The following is a 22,089-nucleotide window of genomic DNA, read 5'->3' as shown; positions in this document are numbered from 1 at the left end:
TTAAACGGCATTATGGGAAATGCAAAAATTCGGGAAATCAAGCCCGAAGATAATGAACAAGTGGCCAAGGTGATCCGCAAGGTCTTGGAGGACATGGGGGTCCCAAAAGTGGGCACCGCCTATGCGGACAAAGCTCTGGATGATATGTATGCCGAATACAACGTGCCCAAGGCAACCTATTTTGTGGTGGAGCACGATGGAAAGATCATCGGCTGTGCTGGGATTGCCCAATTGCAGAACTTCGAGGGCAACGTTTGCGAGCTGCAAAAGATGTATTTTCTGGAAGAGGCCAGGGGCAAGGGCATCGGTTCGGAAATGATACAGATTTGTCTGCAAAGGGCCAAAGAGTACGGATTTGATGCATGTTATCTGGAAACCATGCCCTACATGGAGGCCGCCCAAAAACTCTACAAGAAAAATGGTTTTGAATATATCGATGCGCCATTGGGGAACACAGGGCACTATTCCTGTCCCGTTTGGATGCTTAAAAAGTTGTAATGCTGCTCAAGGAAATCAAGAACATTTTTCATAAAGAATTGGGGAAGACCTATCCCAAGGAAGAAATCGATTCCTTTTTTTATCGGTGCATTGAACATTACCTGAAATTGGAGCGATTTGTTTTGGCCATCCAGCCCGAACTCACCTTGACCAAAGAGGAGGAGCAGCCGTTGTTTGAGGCATTGTCCCAATTGAAACAGGAACGGCCCCTACAATACATTCTGGGAACGGCCCATTTTATGGATCTGGAGCTTCACGTGAATGAAGCCGTACTCATCCCAAGACCAGAAACCGAGGAATTGGTGCAGTGGATTTTGGAGGATGTGGCAAGTCGGAAGTCAGAAGTCGAAAGTCGGAAGTCGGAAGCTGGAAACATGGACTTTTACCCATCGCCCTTAACCATTTTGGATATCGGCACCGGAAGTGGTTGCATTGCCATTGCACTGGCCAAACACCTGCCTCATGCTAAAGTATATGCCCTCGACGTTTCTGAAAAGGCACTCGAAGTCGCCCGTGAAAATGCAAGGTTGAACCAGGTGGACATCACATTTCAAAAAAACGACATCCTTGCCCCTGAACTTGAACCTGAGCTTGAGCTTAAACTTGATTTTGACATCATCGTATCCAATCCGCCCTATGTCAGGGAGTTGGAAAAGGAAGGAATGAAGAACAATGTGAAAGACCATGAACCATCTTTGGCGCTTTTTGTGTCCGATGGGGACCCGCTTGTTTTTTATAGTGCCATTGCCCAATTTGGCAGAACCCGTTTGAAAGAAGGGGGGGGTCTCTATCTGGAAATCAACCAGTATTTGGGCGAGGAGACAAAGGCACTTTTGAAAGCCCATAATTTTTCGGAAATTGAACTGCGAAAGGACATCTTTGGCAATGATCGAATGCTAAAAGCAATTGTCCCCAAAGGCCTGCCTGCCGATGGTAGGGGACTTTAGGGATGTTTTTAAATCGGATAATAAGACAGATGAGCATAGAACAAAAAATAGAATCCCTCAGAAAAGAACTCACCGAGCACAATTACAAATACTATGTGCTGGACCAACCCTCCATCTCCGATTATGAATTTGATATGAAGCTCAAAGAGCTCCAGCAATTGGAAGCGCAGCATCCGGAGTTTTATGACCCTGCTTCGCCCACGATCCGGGTAGGGGGCATGGTCACCAAGAACTTTGAAACCGTGGTGCACGAGCATCGGATGTATTCCTTGGACAATTCCTATTCCAAAGAGGACCTTGAGGATTGGGAAAAGCGTATCCAGCGTATTCTGGGTGATGCAGAGGTCGAATTTACCTGTGAGTTGAAGTATGATGGGGCCTCCATCAGCCTCACCTACGAAGATGGGAAATTGGTAAGGGCGGTCACTCGGGGCGATGGTTTTCAGGGAGATGATGTGACCACGAATATCAAGACGATACGTTCGGTCCCTTTGCAATTGAAAGGGGATTATCCCCCTAAATTTGATATCCGGGGAGAGATTATTTTGACTCTTGAAGGATTTGCCAAAATGAACCATGAACGGATAGAGGCTGGTGAAGACCCCTACATGAACCCAAGGAATACAGCATCCGGCAGTTTGAAGTTGCAGGACAGTGCCCTTGTGGCCCAACGTCCTTTGGAATGCTTGCTCTACAGTATTGCGGGCAGCAATTTGGGCATATCTTCCCAATTTGAGATCTTGGAAAAGGCCCGGTCTTGGGGTTTCAAGGTTCCGACGGTGGCCAAGCTCTGCAAATCCACCGCCGAGGTGATGCAGTTTGTGGAACATTGGGACACCAATCGGCACCACTTGCCGTACGAAACGGATGGGGTAGTGGTCAAGGTGAACAGCATACAGCAGCAAGAAGAGCTGGGCTACACCGCCAAATCCCCGCGATGGGCCATGGCTTACAAATTTCAGGCGGAACAGGCTTCCACGGTGCTCAATGAGATCACCTACCAGGTGGGAAGGACCGGTGCCATAACACCTGTGGCAAACCTTCAACCTGTTCTATTAGCAGGTACCACGGTGAAGCGCGCTTCCTTGCACAATGCCGATCAGATTGCCAAACTGGATGTTCGGGAGGGAGATACCGTTTTCGTGGAAAAAGGGGGGGAGATCATCCCTAAGATCATTGCAGTAGATTTTACGAAGCGGCCTGCCAATTCCAAACCGACCGAATATATTACGCATTGTCCTGAATGTGCCACTGAACTGATCCGAAAAGAAGGAGAGGCCCAACATTTCTGTCCGAATGATACGGGATGTCCTACCCAAATCACGGGGCGCATCCAGCATTTTATTTCCCGAAAGGCCATGGACATTGAGGGTATGGGGAGCGAAACGGTGGAACTGCTCTTCAAACAAGGGTTGATCGCCAACTACGCAGACCTTTACACCTTGACGAAGGAACAGGTGGTCCCCTTGGAACGTATGGCGGACAAATCCGCAGAAAATCTGGTGAATGGGGTGGCCGCCTCCAAATCCATACCTTTTGAACGGGTACTTTTTGCCTTGGGTATCAGATATGTGGGCGAGACCGTGGCCAAAAAACTGGCCAAGGCCTACAAGAACATCGATGCCTTGATGGCCGCATCCCAAGAGGAATTGGTGGCCGTGGATGAAATAGGGGAGCGTATCGCGGAAAGTGTGGTCAATTTTTTCTCCGAGCCTACCAATTTGGAAATCATTGACCGCTTGAAATCCTATGGGTTGCAATTCTCCTTGTCGGAAGAACAACTGGAGAACCAGACGGATAAATTGAAAGGACAGATCTTTGTGGTATCAGGGGTTTTTGAGACCGTCAGTAGGGACGAATTGAAAAAGCTGATCGAGGACAATGGGGGCAAAGTAGCCTCTTCCATCTCTTCCAAAACCAGTTTTGTGGTGGCGGGGGACAATATGGGGCCCAGCAAAAGAACCAAGGCAGAAAGTCTGGGAGTGCCCATCATTTCCGAACAGGAATTTTTACAAAAGCTGCAAGCATGATCCCCAAAACCTACGAAGCCTTTCAGGAAAGCCTGGATTTGAACGCTCCGCCCAAGGATTGGCCAGATTCCTTGCGGTCCCTTTGGTTTGCCGCCAAGGAGGATTGGGATGCTTCGCACGACATAGCACAGGAGATCCACACTTCCATGGGCAGTTGGATCCATGCGTATTTACATCGCTGGGAAGGGGATAAGTGGAATGCGGGTTATTGGTACCGACAGGCGGGCAAGCCTTTTCCGGAATATGGTTTGGACGAAGAACTCAAGGTTTTGGTGGAGGCTCATCTTTGAGAAGTCAGAAGTCAGAAGTCAGAAGTCTGATGTCGGAAGTCCAAAGAGACGAAAGAACATTGACCATAGAAAATAGACTTTGGTTGTTCTGCTACTGCCGACTAAAACCCTGCTTACTGCAAACTGGAATTTGGAATTTGATGCTTGGTCATTGGGTTTTTTGCTCTTGAACTTAGCCCTGAAACCCGAAACCTGAAACCTGAAACCTGAAACCTGAAACTTCCCGCAGCACATCAAACCACAATACTCACTCCTTCGGCGGAGGCATTTTTATCGGGATCAAAATAGAAATCGATGCGTCCCAAATTGATGCCGTAACAACCCACTTGGTTCACTAAAACGGCATTGCCTTTCCGGTTGGTCCGCACATCAGGTTTTTCCAGAAAGGTGTGGGTGTGCCCTCCAATGATCAGATCGGTATAATGGGTGCGTTGGGCCAATTGGGTGTCCATGGGCCTTTCGGGATTGTCGTAATCATATCCCAAATGCGAAAGGCAGATGACCAGGTCGCAGTTTTCTTCCTCCTTTAATTTTCGCTCCATATCCAAAGCGATCTCATACGGATTCAGATAAACGGTTTCTTTGTACAGTTTTTTGGTCACCAGACCGTCAAGTTCGATGCCAAGCCCATAGACCCCAATTTTGACGCCGTCCACCAAATAGGTCTTGTAAGGTTTCACATAACCGTTCATCACCGTGTTGGTGAAATCGTAGTTGGCGCAGAGGAGTTCAAAGGAGGCATGTGGCATTTGGGCCAACAGCCCATCGATCCCATTATCAAAATCATGGTTGCCGATGGCCGATGCGTCATACTTCAATTTGCTCATCAACTTGAACTCCAGTTCGCCCCCATAAAAATTGAAATAAGGTGTTCCTTGGAAAATATCCCCGGCATCAAAGAGCAGGGTGTTCGGATTTTCGTTGCGTATCTGTTCCACCAAAGTGGCCCTTTTGGCAATTCCGCCCAAATTGGCGAACTCGGAATGGGAAGCAGGAAATGGATCTATGTGGCTGTGCACGTCGTTGGTGTGCAAAATCGTGATGTGCTTTTGACCCAAACGGGAACAAGAGTTCATCCCCAATCCCCCCAGGCCTATAAGGGTAGAGGCTGCTGCGGTGTTCGTTAAAAAATCCCTTCTTTTCATTGGTCACATGTGTTGCTTGAAACTATACACTTAAGTGTATGACTTCACTTTTTATGAATATTATTTTTCATAAGAGTTATTGGGTTATGGATTATTGAGTTATTGAAACAAACCGTTTACTGATTAACTCAATAACTTGATAACTCTTTACATTTCAATTTTCCAGTTGTATAAAGCGATCGTCCACCACGGCCTTCAAGGTGTCCACTTTCCTGAAATGGTCAATTATGGCGTTCCGCAATAGGTAATCGGTATCGGATACGGAAATCATTTCATCGAAAAAGCCAACGCTCGGCCCGCCCTGTACCAAATAATCGGAAGTGGCGACGTAGTAAATACGAGACTCATCAAAAGGTTCCCCATGGATGTCCACGGATTCCAGCCCGCCGTTCTTGTCCACTACGATCTGTATGCCGGATATGGGATGTCTTCGGGTGGCCTTGGTCAAAAAATCGATGAGCTTTCTCACGGCAGAACCATCGAGTTCCACCACAACGATGTAATTTTCAAAGGGCATCACCTCATACGCATTGCGTGCGCTCACATTGCCTGCCGAGATGATGGAACGTACACCGCCGTAATTGAGTACCACAAAATCAAGTTCTTTTCCCGTTCTGCCCTTAAAAATGGGTGCCGTTTCCTTAAAAACAATGTCCGCCATCAAATTGCCCATGGAAGTGTTCCGTTTGCCATCGTCCAATAAAAATGGTTCTGGGGCAAAGGCAAGGGTGCTGTCCAATACTTCGTCTATGCGGTTTCTATAGGGAGCGACAAATTCGGATATGGATTCGGTCGGTTTGATGGAAGCATCAATGGGAACCTGTTTTCCTTGAATTTCGACGAGCTCGCCGGTAGTATTCTTACAGGAGAATAAAAAACAAAAAGTTACAATTGCAACAATTTGTTTAAATTTTAAATCAATCACGTGCGTATCTTTGTTAAGTCGTCTTGGTAGATTATTTACCTTTGTAAAAATGCACAAAAATATGTTCATAAGGGGACTCCAAGACAAATTTAAGGTTAAATCTGGGCTCAAATATTTGAAGGAGGAAATGCAAAAGCCTCCACTGCCCATAGACCGGGAAAGGGGAATTACCCGTGTTGGCTGTATAGTCGATGTGGACAATTTCCAGAAGGCCGAGCTCTTTTACGAATTGATCGAGGAATTTTCGCTACGCCCCAATGCCATCAAAATCGTGGGGTACAAAAGGGAATATGACAAGAATTCCCCCTATTCCATCCAAATGTTCTCGGATAAGGACCTAGGGTGGAAAGGGCAAATAGAGAACGGATATGTACTGGAGTTTTTGGGCAGGGAGTACGATATGCTCATCAACTATTATGAGGAGGACAACCTGATGATGAAGCTGCTGTCCTTCAAGACACAGGCACGTTTGAAGGTCGGCTTGGGGTCCCAGGATCAACAGATCAACGATTTGATCTTGAACACGCCCTTGAACGATTTTAAATTGTTCAAAGCGGAATTGAAAAAATATTTAAAGGTTTTAAACGAAATATAAATGGAACAATTGATCGGTACAGGAGTCGCTTTGGTTACTCCGTTCAGGGAAGATTTATCCGTGGATACCATTGCCCTGCAACAAATTGTGGAGCATAACATCCAAGGAGGTGTTGATTATCTGGTGGTGTTGGGCACCACTGGGGAATCTGCCACGCTTTCCAAGGCCGACAAACAATTGGTCATGGATGTAGTGGTGCGCACCAATGCCGGAAGATTGCCTTTGGTATTGGGTGTTGGGGGAAATCATACGGAAGCACTTGTGGAGGAATTGAATAGGTTGGATCTGACGGAATATGATGCCGTCCTCTCCGTGTCCCCATACTACAACAAGCCTACCCAAGAGGGCATCTATCAGCATTTCAAGGCCATTGCGGGAGCTTCCACAAAGCCTGTTATCCTATACAACGTGCCTTCGAGGACCGGAAGTAACATGTCACACGAGACCACATTACGCCTCGCACACGATTTTTCCAACATCATCGGGATCAAGGAAGCCTGTGGCGATATGGTACAGATCGATAAGATCATCGCTGGCAAACCCAAAGATTTCTTGGTCATCTCCGGGGATGATTTCACGGCACTTCCGACCGTTTTGGCGGGTGGGGCAGGCGTGATATCAGTCCTGGGACAAGGATTGCCCTCCCAATTCTCCAAAATGATGGATTTGGGTCTCCAAGGAAATGCCACGGAAGCCTATCAGATTCATTACCAACTCCTGCCTTTGATGGGACTTATTTTTGAGGAAGGAAACCCGGCGGGCATCAAAAGTGTGCTGGAAAATCTGGGACTTTCCAAGGCCGTGGTGAAGTTGCCCTTGGTGGAGGCGAGTCCATCCTTGAAAGGCAAGATCCAGACTTTTTTGAAGTCGATGGATGCGGCCCGTGTTTAAAATTCGTTAAATATTGCCCTTGATTATTGGGGAGTGACCTCTATACCCTTACTTTTGAGTGGTAAAATGTTTTTTTTAAATCCGTTCATTATCACTAATTTTGCAAAATGTTTTTGAAAATGAGGTCAATTCTCCTTCTTTGCGTAGCAGTAGTTTTTCTAACGTCCTGTAGTGAGTACCAAAAAGTACTCAAGAACACGGACTCCAAGGCCAAATACGATTTGGCCGAAAAACTCTACAACGAAGGGGATTACAAAAGAGCAGTTCGACTGTTCGAGCAGATAGCTCCACAATACGTTGGAAAACCCCAAGGCGAACGGGTCATGTTTTTCTTTGCCGACTGTTATTACAAAAACGAGGATTACTATTTGGCCGGATATCAGTTTGAGCGCTTTGTGAAATCCTACCCCAGAAGTGAAAAGATACAAGAGGCCAGTTTTTATGGTGCCAAGAGCTATTATGAACTGTCTCCACGTTACACACTGGATCAAACGGATACCGATAAGGCACTCTCCAAGCTACAGGTCTTTATCAACACCTACCCAGAGTCGGAATTTTTCGAAGAGGCCAATGCCATGGCCACTGAGCTGACCACCAAAAAAGAGAAAAAAGAGATTGAGATAGCCAAGCAGTTCAATAAATTGGGCAAGTTCAACTATCCCATTTTGATTTCTGCCATCACCGCCCTTGACAATTTTATCTCGGACAATCCAGGTTCCATCTACAGGGAAGAAGCACTGTATTACCGTATTGAAGCGACCACCAATTTGGCGATGAACAGTACCGAGGACAAGAAAAAGGAGCGTTTGGAAGACGCCCTTGCATCATACAACAATTTAATACGCTATTTTCCTGAAAGCAAGTTCAAGGACGAGGCGGATGACCTTGCCAAGGCCATCCAGAAAGAATTGGGCGCCTATACCGCCACCGTATCAAAATAAAAAGTTTTTAAAGCTGCACACATTATGCAAGATTTGAAGAATACCAAAGCTCCGGTTTCTACTGCCACCCTTAACAGGAACGAGTTCGACTCCAAGACCGGTAACATTTACGAAGCCATTTCCATAGCATCCAAGCGTGCTATCCAGATCAACTCCGACATCAAAAAAGAGTTGTTGGAAAAACTGGAGGAGTTTGCCACCTACAGCGATAGCTTGGAGGAAGTTTTTGAAAACAAGGAGCAGATTGAAGTGTCCAAGTTTTATGAAAAATTGCCAAAACCCCATGCTTTGGCCGTTCAGGAGTGGTTGGAGGACAAAATCTATTATAGGAACACAGAGAAAGACGCCTAAGAAATGCTTGGCGGTAAGAACATCCTTTTGGGTATTTCCGGGGGAATCGCCGCGTACAAGACCACATTTCTGGTTAGGTTACTGATCAAAGCTGGTGCCCAGGTCAAAATAGTGATGACCGAGAGTGCCAGCTCTTTTGTTTCCCCCCTCACACTGTCCACCTTGTCCAAAAATCCCGTTCTGCTGGATTTTGTGAACGAAGAGGATGGGAGCATCACATGGAACAACCATGTGGAGTTGGGTCTTTGGGCGGACATCATGCTCATTGCCCCGGCAACGGCCAATACGTTGTCCAAAATGGCCAACGGCACTTGCGACAATCTACTTTTGGCCACCTATCTTTCCGCAAAATGCCCCGTCTATTTTGCACCCGCGATGGATTTGGACATGTACAAACATCCATCGACCAAAAACTCCATCGAAAAATTGGAATCCTTTGGAAATACCATGATACCTGCCGAAACCGGGGAATTGGCCAGTGGCTTACATGGAGAGGGACGTATGGCAGAACCGGAAAACATTATCAGTTTTATCGAAGCAGATCTGGCCAAAGAATTGCCCTTGAGCGGCAAAAAGGTGTTGATTACTGCCGGACCTACCTACGAAGCCATAGATCCCGTCCGTTTTTTGGGCAACCATTCATCGGGGACCATGGGCTTTGAGCTGGCCAAAAGGGCAGCAAACCTTGGGGCAAAGGTGATTTTGGTGTCCGGCCCGACCTATTTGAACCTGGAACATAGCTCTGTCGAATTGATCAGGGTCACATCGGCACGGGAAATGTACGATGCCTGCCATCGCCACTACAAAAATATGGATGTAGCCATCTGTGCAGCGGCGGTCGCTGACTACCGACCCAAAAAGGTGGCAACGGAAAAAATCAAGAAGAAGGATGGCGACATGCAGATCGAGCTGGAACGGAATCCGGATATTCTCCTGTCCCTAGGAGAACAAAAAACACATCAGTTTTTGGTGGGCTTTGCCCTGGAGACCGAAAATGAGCTGGAGAATGCGAAGGGCAAGCTGAAACGCAAGAACCTGGACGGTATCGTTTTGAATTCGCTGAAGGAGGATGGTGCAGGTTTTGGTTCGGGGACCAATAAAATTACCTTCATTGATAAGAATTTGCACATAAAAACGTTTGGATTGAAGACGAAGCCCGAAGTGGCCTCGGACATTTGGGAAGAAATCATCTCCAAGATCCATGCATAAGACACTGTTGTCCATTTTTTTACTTTTCATTTCGTTGTCGATTTCCGCACAAGAACTCAATTGTGTGGTGACAGTCAATTCTGATCAGGTTGGACAGACCAATCAACAGATTTTCAGAACATTGGAGCGTTCCCTGAACGATTTTGTCAACAAAAGCAAATGGACGAACAGGACGTATCGGGAGAACGAACGGGTGAATGCGCGGATGTTCATCACGGTGACCCAATACGAATCGGACCGTTTTGAGGCCAACATACAGATCCAGTCGTCAAGGCCGGTGTTCAACACTTCCTACGAAAGTCCTGTGTTCAATTATAAGGACGATGCCTTCAATTTTCAGTACCAAGAGTTTCAGCCCTTGGTCTACAACCCCAACTCCTTCGATTCCAATCTAGTGGCCGTGATGTCCTACTACGTTTATATGGTTTTGGGATTGGATGCCGATACCTTTTCATTGGAAGGAGGAAACGATTTTTACCGAAGGGCCCAGAACATTGTTACCCAGGCCCAGAGTTCCAATTATAGTGGTTGGAGCCAGGAAACAGGGCAGCGCACCCGGTTTGAGCTGGTGGACAACCTGCTCAGCAACTCGTTCAGGGAATACCGCATAGCCATGTACAACTACCACAGGAAGGGATTGGACATTTTGGCGGACAACAATAGCACCGGCAAGCAGATTGTCGCGGGAAGCCTTCGGCTTTTTGAGACCCTGGTGCAGCGAAGGCCCAATGCCTTTCTGATCCAAACCTTTTTTGATGCCAAGTCCGAGGAGATCCAGAACATCTTTTCCGATGGCCCCAAGGTGGATATCGTCAAACTGAAGGAAACCCTCAACAAAGTGGCGCCATTCTATTCCAACACCTGGAATGAGATAAAATACTAGTGCAGTTCTATAAAGAGATTTATATTTACGGATAAAATCTTCAGAATTGCTGACAAATCTTTCCATCCAAAATTATGCGTTGATAGACGATGTGAACGTTGCGTTTCCCAAAGGTTTCACTACCATTACTGGGGAAACCGGGGCAGGAAAGTCTATCTTGTTGGGAGGTCTTTCCTTGGTGCTGGGCAAGCGTGCCGACCTCACTTCCCTAAAGAACGAGGAGCAAAAATGTGTCATTGAGGCTGAGTTTGACCTTTCAAAGTACCAACTCCAACAGTTTTTCAAGGAAAATGACCTTGATTATGAAGATGTGACCATTCTCCGCAGGGAAATCCTGCCCAGTGGAAAATCCAGGGCCTTTGTGAATGACACCCCAGTCACTTTGGACGTGTTGAAGGCTTTGGGCGACCAATTGGTGGATGTGCATTCCCAGCACCAGACCATGCGGCTCACGGAGAACGACTTCCAGATGAAGGTGGTGGATGCCTTGGCCGGAAATGCCGACAACCTAAAGGAGTATGGGGCGCAATTGCAACTGCTGAAGAAGGCCGCCAAAGAGCTGAATGAATTGGAAACGTTCCAGTCCAATGCGGACAAGGAGCACGAATACAACAGTTTTTTGCTGAAGGAACTGGAAGATGCCAAGTTGAAAGAGGGCATGCAGGAGGAGTTGGAAACGGAGTATGAGCAGTTGAGCAATGTGGAACAGATCATGGAGCAGCTTTCCACCGGACATCAATTGCTGAACGATGAACAATTGGGCATTTTGGGCCGATTGGCCGATTTGAGACGTGCCTTTCAGGCCTTGACCGAGTTTGGTCCTGCATACAAATCGCTTGGCGAACGAATTGAATCCGTTTTGATAGAAACCGACGATATTGCCTCGGAAATAGAACAACTGAAAGATACCGTGGAGGCCGATCCGGCACGATTGGAAGTCGTGAACGGTCAGTTGCAACTCCTGTACGACCTTCAGAAAAAACATCACGTGGCCACAGTTGCCGAATTGATCGTTCTACGTGATGAGTTGGCCCTGAAAGTGGAAGCTGTTGCCAATATCGAATCAAAAATAGCGGAAAAGAAAGGCGAAGTGGACCGGATCACCCAACAAGTGGAAGCATGGGCCCAAAACATACACAAAGCCAGAAAGGGCATTGTTCCCAAACTGAAGCAGGTACTTCAGGAAAACCTGGCATCCCTGGGAATGCCGTCAGCTACTTTTAAGATCGAGATAAACCCATCCAACACCTTCAAGGCCAATGGAAAAGACGATCTCGAATTCTTGTTTTCGGCGAATAAGGGTTCCAGTTATGGGGAGCTGAAGAAAGTGGCATCTGGTGGGGAACTTTCCCGCATCATGCTGACCATCAAATCCATTTTGGCCGCCTACGAACACCTGCCCACCTTGATGTTCGATGAGATCGACACCGGGGTTTCCGGGGAAATCTCCAACCGCATGGGCGAGATCATGCAGCAAATGAGCCGGAACATGCAAGTGTTTTCCATTACCCACTTGCCCCAAGTGGCCTCCAAGGGACAATACCAGTTCAAGGTATATAAGGAGGAGAGCGAGCAGGGGACGAGCACCCACATCAAACAGTTGAGCGTGGAGGAGCGAGTGAGGGAACTTGCGGAAATGTTGGGCGGCAAGAGTATATCCGAGTCCGCATTGGCGCATGCACGGGAACTCTTGCAATAGTTATGGGTTAGGGGTTCAGGGTTATGAGTCTTTTTGCTCTATTCTTTTTTCTATTCTCTAACAGCATAGCGGTCTTTTGCTCTTTTATTGGGCAATAGTGGATCAGAATAAATATCTTTGTCCTACAATCAACAATTGAAAGAACATATGGCATACAATCTTTTAAAAGGTAAGAAAGGAATCATTTTTGGAGCATTGGATGAAAATTCCATTGCATGGAAAACTGCGGAACGGGTCCATGAAGAAGGAGGCACTTTTGTGCTCACCAACGCACCCATTGCCATGCGTATGGGGCAGATAAAGGAACTGGCCGCAAAGACCAATTCAGAGATCATTCCCGCAGATGCCACCAATGAAGAAGACCTGAAGAACCTGGTGGAGCAATCCATGGAAGTTTTGGGCGGCAAGCTCGATTTTGTCCTTCATTCCATAGGAATGTCCGTTAACGTAAGAAAGGGACGGGCCTACACGGACGAGAACTACGATTTCACCGCCAAGGGCTGGGACGTGTCCGCGTTATCTTTCCACAAAGTATTGCAGACATTGTACAAAGCCGACGCCATGAGCGAGTGGGGCAGCATTGTGGCCCTGACCTATATGGCGGCACAGCGGACCTTTCCAGATTACAACGATATGGCTGACAACAAGGCCTATTTGGAATCCGTGGCCAGAAGTTTTGGTTATTTCTTCGGAAAGGAAAAAAAGGTTCGTGTGAACACCATTTCCCAATCTCCGACCCCGACCACTGCCGGACAAGGTGTGAAAGGGTTCGGCGGGTTCATCAACTATGCCGAGAAAATGTCCCCTTTGGGCAATGCCACGGCCGATGACTGCGCCAACTACACCGTGAGCCTGTTCTCGGACCTCACCAAAAAAGTGACCATGCAGAACCTCTTCCACGACGGTGGGTTCTCGAACACCGGGGTAAGCCAAGAGGTAATCGATGAGTTTAGCAAATAAGCAATATACTTGCTCTACAGCAGAGAATCAAGGTTGATCTGTCAGTTCGAGCGCAGTCGAGAACGCGAAACACCATAAAGTACATCTCGACTGCGCTCGATGTGACACGTGATCAATTCCAACGATAACCCCATCTTTATTTTCAATGCAGCTGTTTCTCTCCATAATAGTCCCCGTCTATAATCGACCTGAAGAAATCCGGGAGCTTTTGGAAAGCCTTCGGAAACAGGATTTTAAGGAAAATTTTGAAGTGGTCATCGTTGAGGATGGCTCTTCGGAAAGCTCGGAAAGGGTAGTGGAAGGGTTTCAGGACAAGCTCCATATTTCCTACTATTATAAACCCAATTCCGGTCCCGGCGATTCCAGGAACTTCGGCATGCAGAAGGCTAAGGGGAATTATTTCATCATCCTCGATTCCGATTGCATCCTTCCCCAACAATACCTCACCGAAGTGGACAAGGAACTGAAAAGGGAGTTTGTACATTGTTTTGGTGGACCGGACGCTGCGGACCAATCGTTCACCACGGTACAAAAAGCGATCAATTATGTGATGACCTCCTTTGTTACCACTGGGGGAATCCGTGGAGGAAAGAAGTCGGTGGGTAAATTCCAGCCGCGAAGTTTTAACATGGGGATTTCCAGTGAGGCCTTTGCCAAAGTGGGCGGTTTTGGACGCATACATCCTGGCGAGGACCCCGACCTTACTTTCCGTATCTGGAAGGCAGGTTTCGATTCCCGATTGTTTCCCAACGCCTTTGTGTACCATAAAAGGCGTATAGATTGGGAAAAGTTTTATATCCAAGTGAACAAATTCGGCATGGTGCGCCCCATATTGAACAAATGGCACCCGGGCACTGCAAGGCCCACCTACTGGTTCCCCACGCTTTTTATGTTGGGACTTTGTCTGTCTTTGATCCTCGCTTTTTTCGGGATGTGGCTTCCCCTGATGCTGTATCTCGTTTACTTTTTGACCTTGTTTCTCGATGCATGGGTCAAAAACAGGGATGTCAAAGTGGCCTTTTTGGCCCTTTATGCCGCATTGACCCAATTTTATGGGTACGGAATAGGTTTTCTCAAGTCCACGATCTTGCTTACTTTTAGTAGCAAGGAACCAGAGGAGCTGTTTCCAAAATTGTTTTTCAAGAAAAAGTAGTGTTCAAGAAGTTGCTGAGCGGGCTCAATCAAAAGAAAGTGAAAGTGTTCTCACTCTTTCTGCTATGCTCTTTTTTGTCGTGGTTCATCAGCAACCTGTCCGAATCGTATGAATCTCGGACCGATTTCATCCTCAATTACAGGAACTTGCCGGACACCCTTTTGTTGGGCAAGGATTCGGAGGATGTGATCCAGGCAAAGATCAGGGCGAGCGGGTTCCAGTTTCTGTACCATAACTTTTTTAAGGAGCGCATTGATGTGGATGTGTCCCAAACCACATTTCAAAATGGAAAATACATATTGGCCGGTGAAGAGCTTCGCAAGCAAATGGACCTACAGCTGTCACCCAGCATCTCGTTGATGGATCTGGATAGGAGGGAACTTGTTGTGGATATGTACCGTGTGGCCTCAAAAGAAGTGCCCATCAAGGCAAACCTGAACCTTCAACTCCAACAAAACTATTTGTTGGAAGGAGGGATTTTGATCACCCCGGACCATATTGTCGTGAAAGGGCCAAGATGGGAAATTGATAGCATCAATGAAATTACCACGTCGGCGCTGCAGATGAACGACGTTTCCAGTGATTTTTCACGCGAAGTGTCCTTGATGCTGCCCAAAGGATTGGAAAACAGCGTCTTTTCTGCAGGGAAGGCTGTTGTTTCGGGGAGCGTGGCCAAGTTTTCGGAAAAGGTTTTTGAGGTTCCTGTGAAGGTGTTGAACATTCCCGAAGGATATCAGGTGCAGACCTTTCCGGATAGGGTGACGGTGGTCTGCAAGGCAACGATAGATCGTTTGAAGGAAATTTCCAAGGCCGATTTCGAAGTAGTGGCCGATTATGCCCAACTGAACGGCTCCGGAGGCAGTACCCTGTTCCTGAAAATAACCCAGCGTCCCGAGAATGTCTATGATGTAAGGTTGCAGGAAAACAATACGGTCAATTTTGTATTGAAACAGTTATGAGAATTGTTGGACTTACAGGAGGAATTGGCAGCGGAAAGAGTACCGTGGCCAGAATGTTCAGGGAATTGGGGGTACCCGTATACGATTCCGATTCCGAGGCCAAACAATTGATGACCTCCTCTCCCAAGGTCAGAAAAGCCATAATGGATCTTTTGGGTGAAACCGCATACCAAGGCAAGGAGCTGAACAGGTCCTTTGTGGCAGAAAAGGTGTTCAATGACCCAGAATTGCTGCAAAAACTCAATGCGATCGTGCACCCCGAAGTAAGAAACCATTTCAGGGAATGGACCAAGGTCCAAAATGTACCCTATGTGGTACAGGAGACCGCCTTGATCTTTGAAAATGGGACCCAGGACCACTACGACCACATCATTTTGGTGACAGCGCCTCTCGATGTGCGCCTTAAGCGAGTGATGGAAAGGGACGGCGTGGGGCCAAAAGCCGTATTGGAACGGATGAAAAACCAAATGGACGATGCGGACAAATTGGATTTGGCCCATTTCTGTATCGAGAACCTAGATTTGGAAACCGTAAAGGAGCGAGTTAAAGAACTTCACACCAAACTTATGGCAATGGCGACATAATTTTAACATTTTTGTTAAGGTTAGGTTAAACGGCCAAAGGCCTAAATGTTAAATTTTTAATTTTGGCACAATGAACAAGAAGCTATTCGTTCTTCTGGTCATTCTGATGAGTTTATCCCTTTTAGGAATAATTTTCGTTCAGGTTTATTGGATACGGACATCTATAAACGACAAGGAAGAACAGTTCTCAAGGACGGTAACGGACATTTTGGGTAAAGTGGCGGATAGGGTGGAGATGATGGAGATGAAAGAATATTCCGATCGTCTGGCCTCCATGGTGGATAGTGTCGAGCCGAAGAGCACACAGTTCCGGAATTTTTTGTTCGTGGATAGGGATTTGAACTCCGACGAGATTCTTTTTTATTCCCATGGAATCCTAGAGGAAGATTACAACATATCATCAACGTTCTTTGATAACACTACGGGTGAGGACACCACAACCCTCAGAAACTATACGAGTAAGCGCACCAAAGCCGTGTTCAAGGAAGAGTATGGCCTGGACGGCAAAAGTTTCAATCGACTTACGCCCATCCAACGAATGGAAAAGATAGGCGGACTTACCAGTATAGAAAGAGCGGCTTGGGAAGATGTTTTCATGGAATATGCCAAGACAAGGCCCATACACAAAAGAGTGTCCAAACAAGAGTTGGAACTGTTGTTGAGCCAAGAACTGTCAAACAGAAACATCAACATCGATTATGAATATGGGGTCTACAGTCAGGGATATCCCACCAAGATAAGGTCGAAAAAGTTCAAGTTTTCTGGAGTGAAGATGTATAAGGCCCCTATTTTTGAGGATAGCGAGGGATATACCAGTTTTTCACTATTGCTGACCTTCCCGACCATGAAAAGGTTCATTTTCAGTTCTATCATGAAAATGGCGCTATTGTCCTTGGTTTTCACGTTGGTCATCATGATAGCCTATACCAGTGCCATCTATCAATTGATAAAGCAAAAAAGGATATCTGAGATCAAGTCGGACTTCATCAACAATATGACCCATGAGTTCAAGACCCCCATTGCCACCATCAACCTGGCCGTGGAAGCCATCCGAAACCCGAAGTCCATCGAGGACAAGGAAAAAGTGCTGCGGTATTTGGGGATGATCAGGGACGAGAACAAACGGATGCATGCCCAAGTGGAAAACGTCCTTCGGATATCAAAATTGGAGAAGAACCAATTGGACATCAACAAGGACAGGGTGGACATGCACGATATTATAGGTGATGCCATTGCCCATGTGGAGTTGATAGTGCAGGATAGGGGTGGCTATGTGAATGCCCATCTGGATGCCGAAAGGTCGGATGTGCTCGCAAACGATATGCACATGACAAATGTGATCGTGAACATTTTGGACAATGCGGTGAAATATTCGCCCGAAACCCCAAAAATTGATGTGTTCACGGAGGTGGTGAAGAACAACATCATCATCAAGGTACAGGACCAAGGTGCAGGTATGAGCAAGGCCGTACTGAAGAAAGTGTTCGAGAAATTTTATCGGGAACATACCGGTGACATACATAATGTAAAAGGCCATGGATTGGGATTGGCCTATGTGAAACGAATTATTGAAGATCATCAAGGTGAAGTTTACGCCGAGAGCGAAAAAGGAAAAGGAAGCACGTTCTTTATAAAACTTCCCTTGATTTAAAATCAAACTATGGAAACAGAAAAAAAGAAGATACTATTGGTAGAGGACGATCCAAATTTTGGGATCGTACTAAAAGATTACTTGAACATGAACGACTTTGATGTTGTTCTGGCCAAGAATGGAATGGAAGGTTTTGAAAAATTCAAGAAGGACAATTACGATGTCTGTATCCTGGATGTGATGATGCCCTACAAGGATGGATTTACCTTGGCTAGGGAAATCCGGGAGAAGAACGAGAACATTCCGATCATCTTCCTTACCGCCAAGACCATGAAAGAAGATGTTTTGAAGGGATATAAGGCAGGTGCCGATGATTATTTGAACAAGCCCTTCGATTCCGAAGTATTGTTGATGAAGCTAAAGGCCATTCTTCAAAGAAAAGCGTCCAGTACCTTGGCAGACAGTAAGCAGTTTGAGTTCCAGATCGGGAATTTCCACCTGAACTCAAAACTACGCTTCCTGAAATTCAAAGAAGAGGAGCCCATTAAATTGTCGCCCAAGGAAAATGAACTTTTACGTTTGTTGGCACTCCATGAAAATGATCTCATGCCCCGAGAATTGGCACTGACCAAAATCTGGAGGGACGACAACTACTTTACATCACGGAGTATGGACGTTTATATTGCCAAACTGAGAAAGTACCTCAAGCGTGACGACATGGTGGAAATCTTGAACATTCACGGAGAAGGTTTCCGTTTGGTGGTCAAGGCCGAAAACCAGTAAGAAATGGATCAGAGAATAAGAAGCCACCTTTAAAGGTGGCTTTTTTGTTGGGAGAGATGGACATATCCCTATTGTTTGAGTTCTTTGACGATTTCCCCAACAATCTTGGAAGGTTTGTCCTCAACAGAATAAGTAAGAGCCTTCAAGGGAGGTTCCAAAGTATCAAACTGTGATTGCAGGAGATGTAGGGGCATGAAATGGTCTTTTCTGTTTTCCAGTCTGGATTTGATAAGTTCAAAAGACCCTTTTAGGTAAATGAACTGGATATTGTTCCCCAAACCGGCCCTCAAAAGTCCTCTGTAATTTTTCTTCAGTGCGGAACAGGCAATCACGGCACCCGATTTTTTGTGTTCCAGGGCCAATTGGTTCAACCGAATGAGCCACCCTTTGCGGTCGTCATCGTCCAAGGGAGTGCCACTCTGCATTTTTTTGATATTTTCCGCCGGATGGTAATCGTCCCCATCAAAAAATGGGCATTTCAATTTTTCGGAGAGCAATTTCCCAACAGTTGTTTTTCCGGTACCGCTCACTCCCATGACCACCAAAACGATGTTCTTTTTAGGCATGGGTAACGGTTTTGAGTCGGTTGGTTATCTGTTCGATCATTTTGTTCGGTTCTGCATCGTATTCCACCCAGAGTATGCCTTCGTTTTTTCGCAGCCATGTCAACTGCCTTTTGGCGAAACGCCTCGTATTTTTCTTGATTTCCGAAACGGCAAATTCGAGGGTACAATGTCCGTCAATATATTCAAAAAGTTCTTTGTAGCCAACTGTTTGTAAGGCATTCAATGCTTTATGGGCGTGGAGCTTGGTAACCTCTTCCAGCAACCCGGATTCCATCATCAGGTCTACCCGGGCATTGATTCGTTCATAAACGATGTTTCTTGGGGCTTCAAGACCGATATAAAGCGTTTTGAACGGTCTCGCGGGTCTGTTATGGCCCAAGAAGGAGGAATAGGGGACATTACTCGAAATACAGACCTCCAGTGCCCTGATCAGTCGGTGGGGATTGTCCAAGTCCACTACGTTGTAATATTCGGGGTCTCGACGCTTCAATTCATTTTGGAGGGATTCCAGACCTTCCTCTTGCAGTCTGTGGTCCAGCGAAGCACGGATTTTAGGGTCAACTTCGGGAAATTCATCCAGGCCATTCACTACGGCATCCACATAGAGTCCGCTGCCGCCGACCATGACCACAATGTTGTGTTTTTGGAACAGCGTTTCCAATAGTTCCATGGCCTCACGTTCAAAATCGCCCACGGAATAGGGTTCAAAAATGCTCTTGTGTTGGATGAAATGATGGGGTGCTTCCTTCAGTTCTGAAGGTGAGGGAACAGCAGTGCCTATTTCCATCTCTTTGAAGAACTGACGGGAATCCGCAGAAACGATTTCCGTTTGAAAATGCTTGGCCAAGAGGATGCCGAGTGAAGTTTTTCCAATGGCCGTAGGACCTACCACTGCTAACAGGACTTTTTGGCTCATAATGGATGTCCGCAGTTATAGCAATGTGTGGCATCGTCCCTATGGCCCTCGGCGGAACAATTGGGGCAGGCCTGAGTGTTTACGTGGACCACATTGGAACCTTCTTTTCCCTTATTGCCGTTCCTAGAAAACTCGGCGGTGACAATCCCAGTGGGAACCGCGATGATCCCATATCCCAAAATCATGATCACCGTGGCCAAGAATTGTCCCAAAGGTGTTTGGGGGGCAATATCCCCATAACCGACAGTGGTGAGGGTGACAATGGTCCAGTAGATGCTTCGGGGAATGCTGGTGAATCCTGCTTCATCCCCTTCAATAAGATACATCAAGGTGCCCAAAATGACGGACAGGATCAACACCACGTAGATGAACACGGCGATTTTGGTCCGACTTGCCTTAAGGGCGGATTGCAGTTGGGATGCCTCGCCGATGAACTTTACCAGTTTCAAAATCCGGAATACCCGTAACAGCCGGAAGGCCCTTACCGCCAAAAGCACTTGCGAACCGGCCAATATATAGGAAAGATATAATGGGATGGTGGAAAGAAAGTCTATGATGCCATAGAAACTGAAGACGTACTTCCATGGTTTTTTTATGCTGATGAGACGGGCAATGTATTCCAGGGAGAAAAATATTGTGATGCACCATTCCAGGGTCAGGAGCAATCTGTGGTACTTTTGGTCCACCTCCTCGATACTTTCCAGCATCACCAGGATTACACTGACGATGATCAAAAAGAACAGTACAATGTCGAACAGTTTTCCCGCAGGAGTATCTGCTTCATAGATGATTTCATGAAGTTTGCTCTTCCATCCGCTATGTGGTCTGTACGCTTTCAAGGTTTTGGGTTTAGCGCAATGGTTTTTGGCGCATTGCTCTTTCTCAAAAAGGATTGGATGATGAAAGTGGTGTTCTCATCACCGGACATTGGCGTCATAATCGATTCCAAGATATGAATATTATTGATCTGATAATTGAGTTCCACATGTCCATACCCCTGAAGCACACCGGATTTGATCAAAATAAAACTGCGCTCACCGGTTTGGCGTCCCCGGTCCAAAATGACCATGTCCTTGTCAAGGATGTTGTATTTTTCCAGAGCGGACATGATCTTGGTGTTGCACTCTTCAGCGGTACCGTTCTCATCTGGGGTCTGATTGTTCCCATCGATGGAGCAGGGGCATAGTTCAAATTCGGACCGTATCTTATCCAAGAAACTTTTGGCCGAAGCCAATCCATTGAACCCCATTTTATCAGGTTTCAAAAACCTACTCTTCTCAATTTTCAGGGTAATGTACCCAGATTCGTTCTGTTCTGGTCCAATGATGTGCGAGAAAAGCTTTTTCCTGGGATTGTTGTTGTATTTCGGCTTGTTCTTGAACGATTCGAGGTACTCTTTCAAAACGGCCACCAATTCGCTGCCCGTCGCCTCAAAGGCCACCTTTTTCGTTTCTTTTTGCAACTTTCTGGCAAGGCTCCCCACATTGGTAAAGTGTTGGTTCACCCTTTTTTTGATGTTCTTTGTCTTGCCTATAAAAATAATGGCCCCGTCCTTGTCATACATGTAGTACACTCCGGTTTCCGAGGGAAGGTTCAGAACAATGTCCAATTGGTTGGGCGAGAGTTCCCCGTGGGTCTCTTCGCGCATGACCTCCGTGATGATCTTTTTGTCCGTATCCTTGCCCAGGAGCAACTTGAACAATTTTAAGGTGGCCTGGGCATCCCCATTGGCACGGTGACGATCGCTTGTGGCAATTCCGAGCGAACGGACCAGTTTTCCCAGACTGTGCGATTCAGCATCCGGGATCAATTGTTTGGAAAGGTCCACGGTGCAAAGGGTCTTCCGTTGGTAATCATACCCCAAACGCCTGAACTCGGTCCGGAGGATCCTGTAGTCGAATTGGGCATTGTGCGCCACAATGATGGCATTTTCCGTGATTTCCACAATGCGTTTGGCCACTTCGTGGAACTTGGGGGCGGAGCGGAGCATTTTGTTGTTGATGCCCGTGAGTTTGGAGACAAAGGGTTGGATTTCCCTTTCAGGATTGATCAAGCAGATGAACTGGTCCACTACTTGATGACCATCAAAACGATATATGGCAATTTCCATGATGCCCTCTTCATTGTATTTTCCTCCCGTGCTTTCAATATCGAGTATGGCGTACATGAAAAT

General features: G+C 46.6%; 23 protein-coding genes. 17 read left to right on the top strand and 6 right to left on the bottom strand.

Annotated elements, in window-relative coordinates:
- Positions 1-12 precede the first annotated feature (12 nt).
- From FOT42_RS02940 to FOT42_RS02925, 4 genes are read left to right on the top strand one after another with little or no spacing between them, the layout of a single operon-like run.
- Positions 13-498: a GNAT family N-acetyltransferase gene (locus FOT42_RS02940; RefSeq protein WP_151889071.1), complete on the top strand. Its 486-nt coding sequence runs from the start codon at positions 13-15 to the stop codon at positions 496-498.
- Positions 498-1,445, top strand: coding sequence for a peptide chain release factor N(5)-glutamine methyltransferase (prmC, locus tag FOT42_RS02935; protein ID WP_151889070.1), 948 nt, complete (start codon positions 498-500; stop codon positions 1,443-1,445). The genes FOT42_RS02940 and prmC overlap by 1 nt, the downstream gene beginning before the upstream one ends.
- Positions 1,446-1,474: 29 nt before the next feature.
- Positions 1,475-3,475 (top strand): NAD-dependent DNA ligase LigA, encoded by a 2,001-nt coding sequence (gene ligA / locus FOT42_RS02930; protein ID WP_151889069.1) that lies wholly within the window; start codon positions 1,475-1,477, stop codon positions 3,473-3,475.
- Positions 3,472-3,765, top strand: coding sequence for a hypothetical protein (locus FOT42_RS02925; protein WP_151889068.1), 294 nt, complete (start codon positions 3,472-3,474; stop codon positions 3,763-3,765). Before ligA ends, FOT42_RS02925 begins: the two co-directional genes overlap by 4 nt.
- 233 nt (positions 3,766-3,998) lie before the next feature.
- Here the strand turns inward: FOT42_RS02925 and FOT42_RS02920 are convergent, their stop codons facing one another.
- Positions 3,999-4,910: a metallophosphatase gene (locus FOT42_RS02920; protein ID WP_151889067.1), complete on the bottom strand. Its 912-nt coding sequence runs from the start codon at positions 4,908-4,910 to the stop codon at positions 3,999-4,001.
- 154 nt (positions 4,911-5,064) lie between these two features.
- Entirely contained in the window at positions 5,065-5,835 is a 771-nt protein-coding gene (locus tag FOT42_RS02915) for a 5'-nucleotidase C-terminal domain-containing protein (RefSeq protein WP_226789780.1), read from the bottom strand.
- 49 nt (positions 5,836-5,884) lie between these two features.
- On the opposite strand from FOT42_RS02915, the gene FOT42_RS02910 reads away from it, so the two are divergent.
- From FOT42_RS02910 to FOT42_RS02850, 13 genes are all read left to right on the top strand, one after another.
- The gene (locus FOT42_RS02910; protein WP_417937686.1) at positions 5,885-6,430 is read left to right on the top strand and encodes a DUF6913 domain-containing protein; all 546 of its coding nucleotides are present in this window, start codon (positions 5,885-5,887) and stop codon (positions 6,428-6,430) included.
- Positions 6,431-7,321, top strand: coding sequence for a 4-hydroxy-tetrahydrodipicolinate synthase (dapA, locus tag FOT42_RS02905; protein WP_151889064.1), 891 nt, complete (start codon positions 6,431-6,433; stop codon positions 7,319-7,321).
- Positions 7,322-7,428: 107 nt separating this feature from the next.
- A complete protein-coding gene (locus FOT42_RS02900; RefSeq protein WP_151889063.1) occupies positions 7,429-8,262 on the top strand; it encodes an outer membrane protein assembly factor BamD in 834 nt (277 codons plus the stop codon).
- Between the two features lie 24 nt (positions 8,263-8,286).
- Positions 8,287-8,613 (top strand): DNA-directed RNA polymerase subunit omega, encoded by a 327-nt coding sequence (locus FOT42_RS02895; protein WP_151889062.1) that lies wholly within the window; start codon positions 8,287-8,289, stop codon positions 8,611-8,613.
- A gap of 3 nt (positions 8,614-8,616) precedes the next feature.
- Entirely contained in the window at positions 8,617-9,822 is a 1,206-nt protein-coding gene (coaBC, locus tag FOT42_RS02890) for a bifunctional phosphopantothenoylcysteine decarboxylase/phosphopantothenate--cysteine ligase CoaBC (RefSeq protein ID WP_151889061.1), read from the top strand.
- Complete coding sequence (gene porD / locus FOT42_RS02885) at positions 9,815-10,705, top strand: type IX secretion system protein PorD (protein ID WP_151889060.1); 891 nt, start codon at positions 9,815-9,817, stop codon at positions 10,703-10,705. Before coaBC ends, porD begins: the two co-directional genes overlap by 8 nt.
- A gap of 46 nt (positions 10,706-10,751) precedes the next feature.
- Positions 10,752-12,404, top strand: a complete 1,653-nt coding sequence (gene recN / locus FOT42_RS02880; RefSeq protein WP_151889059.1) for a DNA repair protein RecN — start codon at positions 10,752-10,754, stop codon at positions 12,402-12,404.
- 147 nt (positions 12,405-12,551) lie between these two features.
- Positions 12,552-13,364, top strand: coding sequence for an enoyl-ACP reductase FabI (locus tag FOT42_RS02875; protein ID WP_072882617.1), 813 nt, complete (start codon positions 12,552-12,554; stop codon positions 13,362-13,364).
- A gap of 145 nt (positions 13,365-13,509) precedes the next feature.
- Positions 13,510-14,517: a glycosyltransferase family 2 protein gene (locus FOT42_RS02870; RefSeq protein WP_151889058.1), complete on the top strand. Its 1,008-nt coding sequence runs from the start codon at positions 13,510-13,512 to the stop codon at positions 14,515-14,517.
- Entirely contained in the window at positions 14,517-15,476 is a 960-nt protein-coding gene (locus FOT42_RS02865; protein ID WP_151889057.1) for a CdaR family protein, read from the top strand. The genes FOT42_RS02870 and FOT42_RS02865 overlap by 1 nt, the downstream gene beginning before the upstream one ends.
- Positions 15,473-16,060, top strand: coding sequence for a dephospho-CoA kinase (gene coaE / locus FOT42_RS02860; RefSeq protein WP_151889056.1), 588 nt, complete (start codon positions 15,473-15,475; stop codon positions 16,058-16,060). Before FOT42_RS02865 ends, coaE begins: the two co-directional genes overlap by 4 nt.
- A 70-nt stretch (positions 16,061-16,130) precedes the next feature.
- Complete coding sequence (locus tag FOT42_RS02855) at positions 16,131-17,711, top strand: sensor histidine kinase (RefSeq protein WP_151889055.1); 1,581 nt, start codon at positions 16,131-16,133, stop codon at positions 17,709-17,711.
- Positions 17,712-17,720: 9 nt separating this feature from the next.
- Positions 17,721-18,434 carry a response regulator transcription factor gene (locus FOT42_RS02850; protein WP_151889054.1) on the top strand — a complete coding sequence of 238 codons (714 nt, stop codon included), beginning with the start codon at positions 17,721-17,723 and terminating at the stop codon, positions 18,432-18,434.
- Positions 18,435-18,502: 68 nt separating this feature from the next.
- Here FOT42_RS02850 and FOT42_RS02845 read toward each other — a convergent pair whose 3' ends face one another.
- From FOT42_RS02845 to FOT42_RS02830, 4 genes are read right to left on the bottom strand one after another with little or no spacing between them, the layout of a single operon-like run.
- Positions 18,503-19,000, bottom strand: coding sequence for a gluconokinase (locus FOT42_RS02845; RefSeq protein WP_226789779.1), 498 nt, complete (start codon positions 18,998-19,000; stop codon positions 18,503-18,505).
- The gene (miaA, locus tag FOT42_RS02840; RefSeq protein WP_151889053.1) at positions 18,993-19,916 is read right to left on the bottom strand and encodes a tRNA (adenosine(37)-N6)-dimethylallyltransferase MiaA; all 924 of its coding nucleotides are present in this window, start codon (positions 19,914-19,916) and stop codon (positions 18,993-18,995) included. The genes FOT42_RS02845 and miaA overlap by 8 nt, the downstream gene beginning before the upstream one ends.
- Positions 19,913-20,755, bottom strand: coding sequence for an ion transporter (locus tag FOT42_RS02835; RefSeq protein ID WP_151889052.1), 843 nt, complete (start codon positions 20,753-20,755; stop codon positions 19,913-19,915). Before FOT42_RS02835 ends, miaA begins: the two co-directional genes overlap by 4 nt.
- Complete coding sequence (locus FOT42_RS02830) at positions 20,752-22,083, bottom strand: exonuclease domain-containing protein (protein ID WP_151889051.1); 1,332 nt, start codon at positions 22,081-22,083, stop codon at positions 20,752-20,754. Before FOT42_RS02830 ends, FOT42_RS02835 begins: the two co-directional genes overlap by 4 nt.
- Positions 22,084-22,089 lie beyond the last annotated feature (6 nt).

Origin of the sequence: Flagellimonas hadalis, assembly GCF_007785775.2 — a bacterium.
Lineage (GTDB): Bacteria > Bacteroidota > Bacteroidia > Flavobacteriales > Flavobacteriaceae > Flagellimonas > Flagellimonas hadalis.
Note: the sequence above shows the minus strand (reverse complement) of the source record. Positions and strands in the feature narration are given on the sequence as shown.

What these genes read in the sequence shown, in the direction of transcription:
- FOT42_RS02850 (WP_151889054.1), top strand. Translation starts at nt 17,721, where the DNA reads ATGGAAACAGAAAAAAAGAAGATACTATTGGTAGAGGACGATCCAAAT.
- FOT42_RS02895 (WP_151889062.1), top strand. Translation starts at nt 8,287, where the DNA reads ATGCAAGATTTGAAGAATACCAAAGCTCCGGTTTCTACTGCCACCCTT.
- ligA (WP_151889069.1), top strand. Translation starts at nt 1,475, where the DNA reads ATGAGCATAGAACAAAAAATAGAATCCCTCAGAAAAGAACTCACCGAG.
- FOT42_RS02900 (WP_151889063.1), top strand. Translation starts at nt 7,429, where the DNA reads ATGTTTTTGAAAATGAGGTCAATTCTCCTTCTTTGCGTAGCAGTAGTT.
- FOT42_RS02925 (WP_151889068.1), top strand. Translation starts at nt 3,472, where the DNA reads ATGATCCCCAAAACCTACGAAGCCTTTCAGGAAAGCCTGGATTTGAAC.
- FOT42_RS02920 (WP_151889067.1), bottom strand. Translation starts at nt 4,910, where the DNA reads ATGAAAAGAAGGGATTTTTTAACGAACACCGCAGCAGCCTCTACCCTT.
- FOT42_RS02855 (WP_151889055.1), top strand. Translation starts at nt 16,131, where the DNA reads ATGAACAAGAAGCTATTCGTTCTTCTGGTCATTCTGATGAGTTTATCC.
- FOT42_RS02910 (WP_417937686.1), top strand. Translation starts at nt 5,885, where the DNA reads ATGCACAAAAATATGTTCATAAGGGGACTCCAAGACAAATTTAAGGTT.
- miaA (WP_151889053.1), bottom strand. Translation starts at nt 19,916, where the DNA reads ATGAGCCAAAAAGTCCTGTTAGCAGTGGTAGGTCCTACGGCCATTGGA.
- coaBC (WP_151889061.1), top strand. Translation starts at nt 8,617, where the DNA reads ATGCTTGGCGGTAAGAACATCCTTTTGGGTATTTCCGGGGGAATCGCC.
- FOT42_RS02830 (WP_151889051.1), bottom strand. Translation starts at nt 22,083, where the DNA reads ATGTACGCCATACTCGATATTGAAAGCACGGGAGGAAAATACAATGAA.
- coaE (WP_151889056.1), top strand. Translation starts at nt 15,473, where the DNA reads ATGAGAATTGTTGGACTTACAGGAGGAATTGGCAGCGGAAAGAGTACC.
- FOT42_RS02940 (WP_151889071.1), top strand. Translation starts at nt 13, where the DNA reads ATGGGAAATGCAAAAATTCGGGAAATCAAGCCCGAAGATAATGAACAA.
- porD (WP_151889060.1), top strand. Translation starts at nt 9,815, where the DNA reads ATGCATAAGACACTGTTGTCCATTTTTTTACTTTTCATTTCGTTGTCG.
- FOT42_RS02845 (WP_226789779.1), bottom strand. Translation starts at nt 19,000, where the DNA reads ATGCCTAAAAAGAACATCGTTTTGGTGGTCATGGGAGTGAGCGGTACC.
- prmC (WP_151889070.1), top strand. Translation starts at nt 498, where the DNA reads ATGCTGCTCAAGGAAATCAAGAACATTTTTCATAAAGAATTGGGGAAG.
- FOT42_RS02875 (WP_072882617.1), top strand. Translation starts at nt 12,552, where the DNA reads ATGGCATACAATCTTTTAAAAGGTAAGAAAGGAATCATTTTTGGAGCA.
- dapA (WP_151889064.1), top strand. Translation starts at nt 6,431, where the DNA reads ATGGAACAATTGATCGGTACAGGAGTCGCTTTGGTTACTCCGTTCAGG.
- FOT42_RS02870 (WP_151889058.1), top strand. Translation starts at nt 13,510, where the DNA reads ATGCAGCTGTTTCTCTCCATAATAGTCCCCGTCTATAATCGACCTGAA.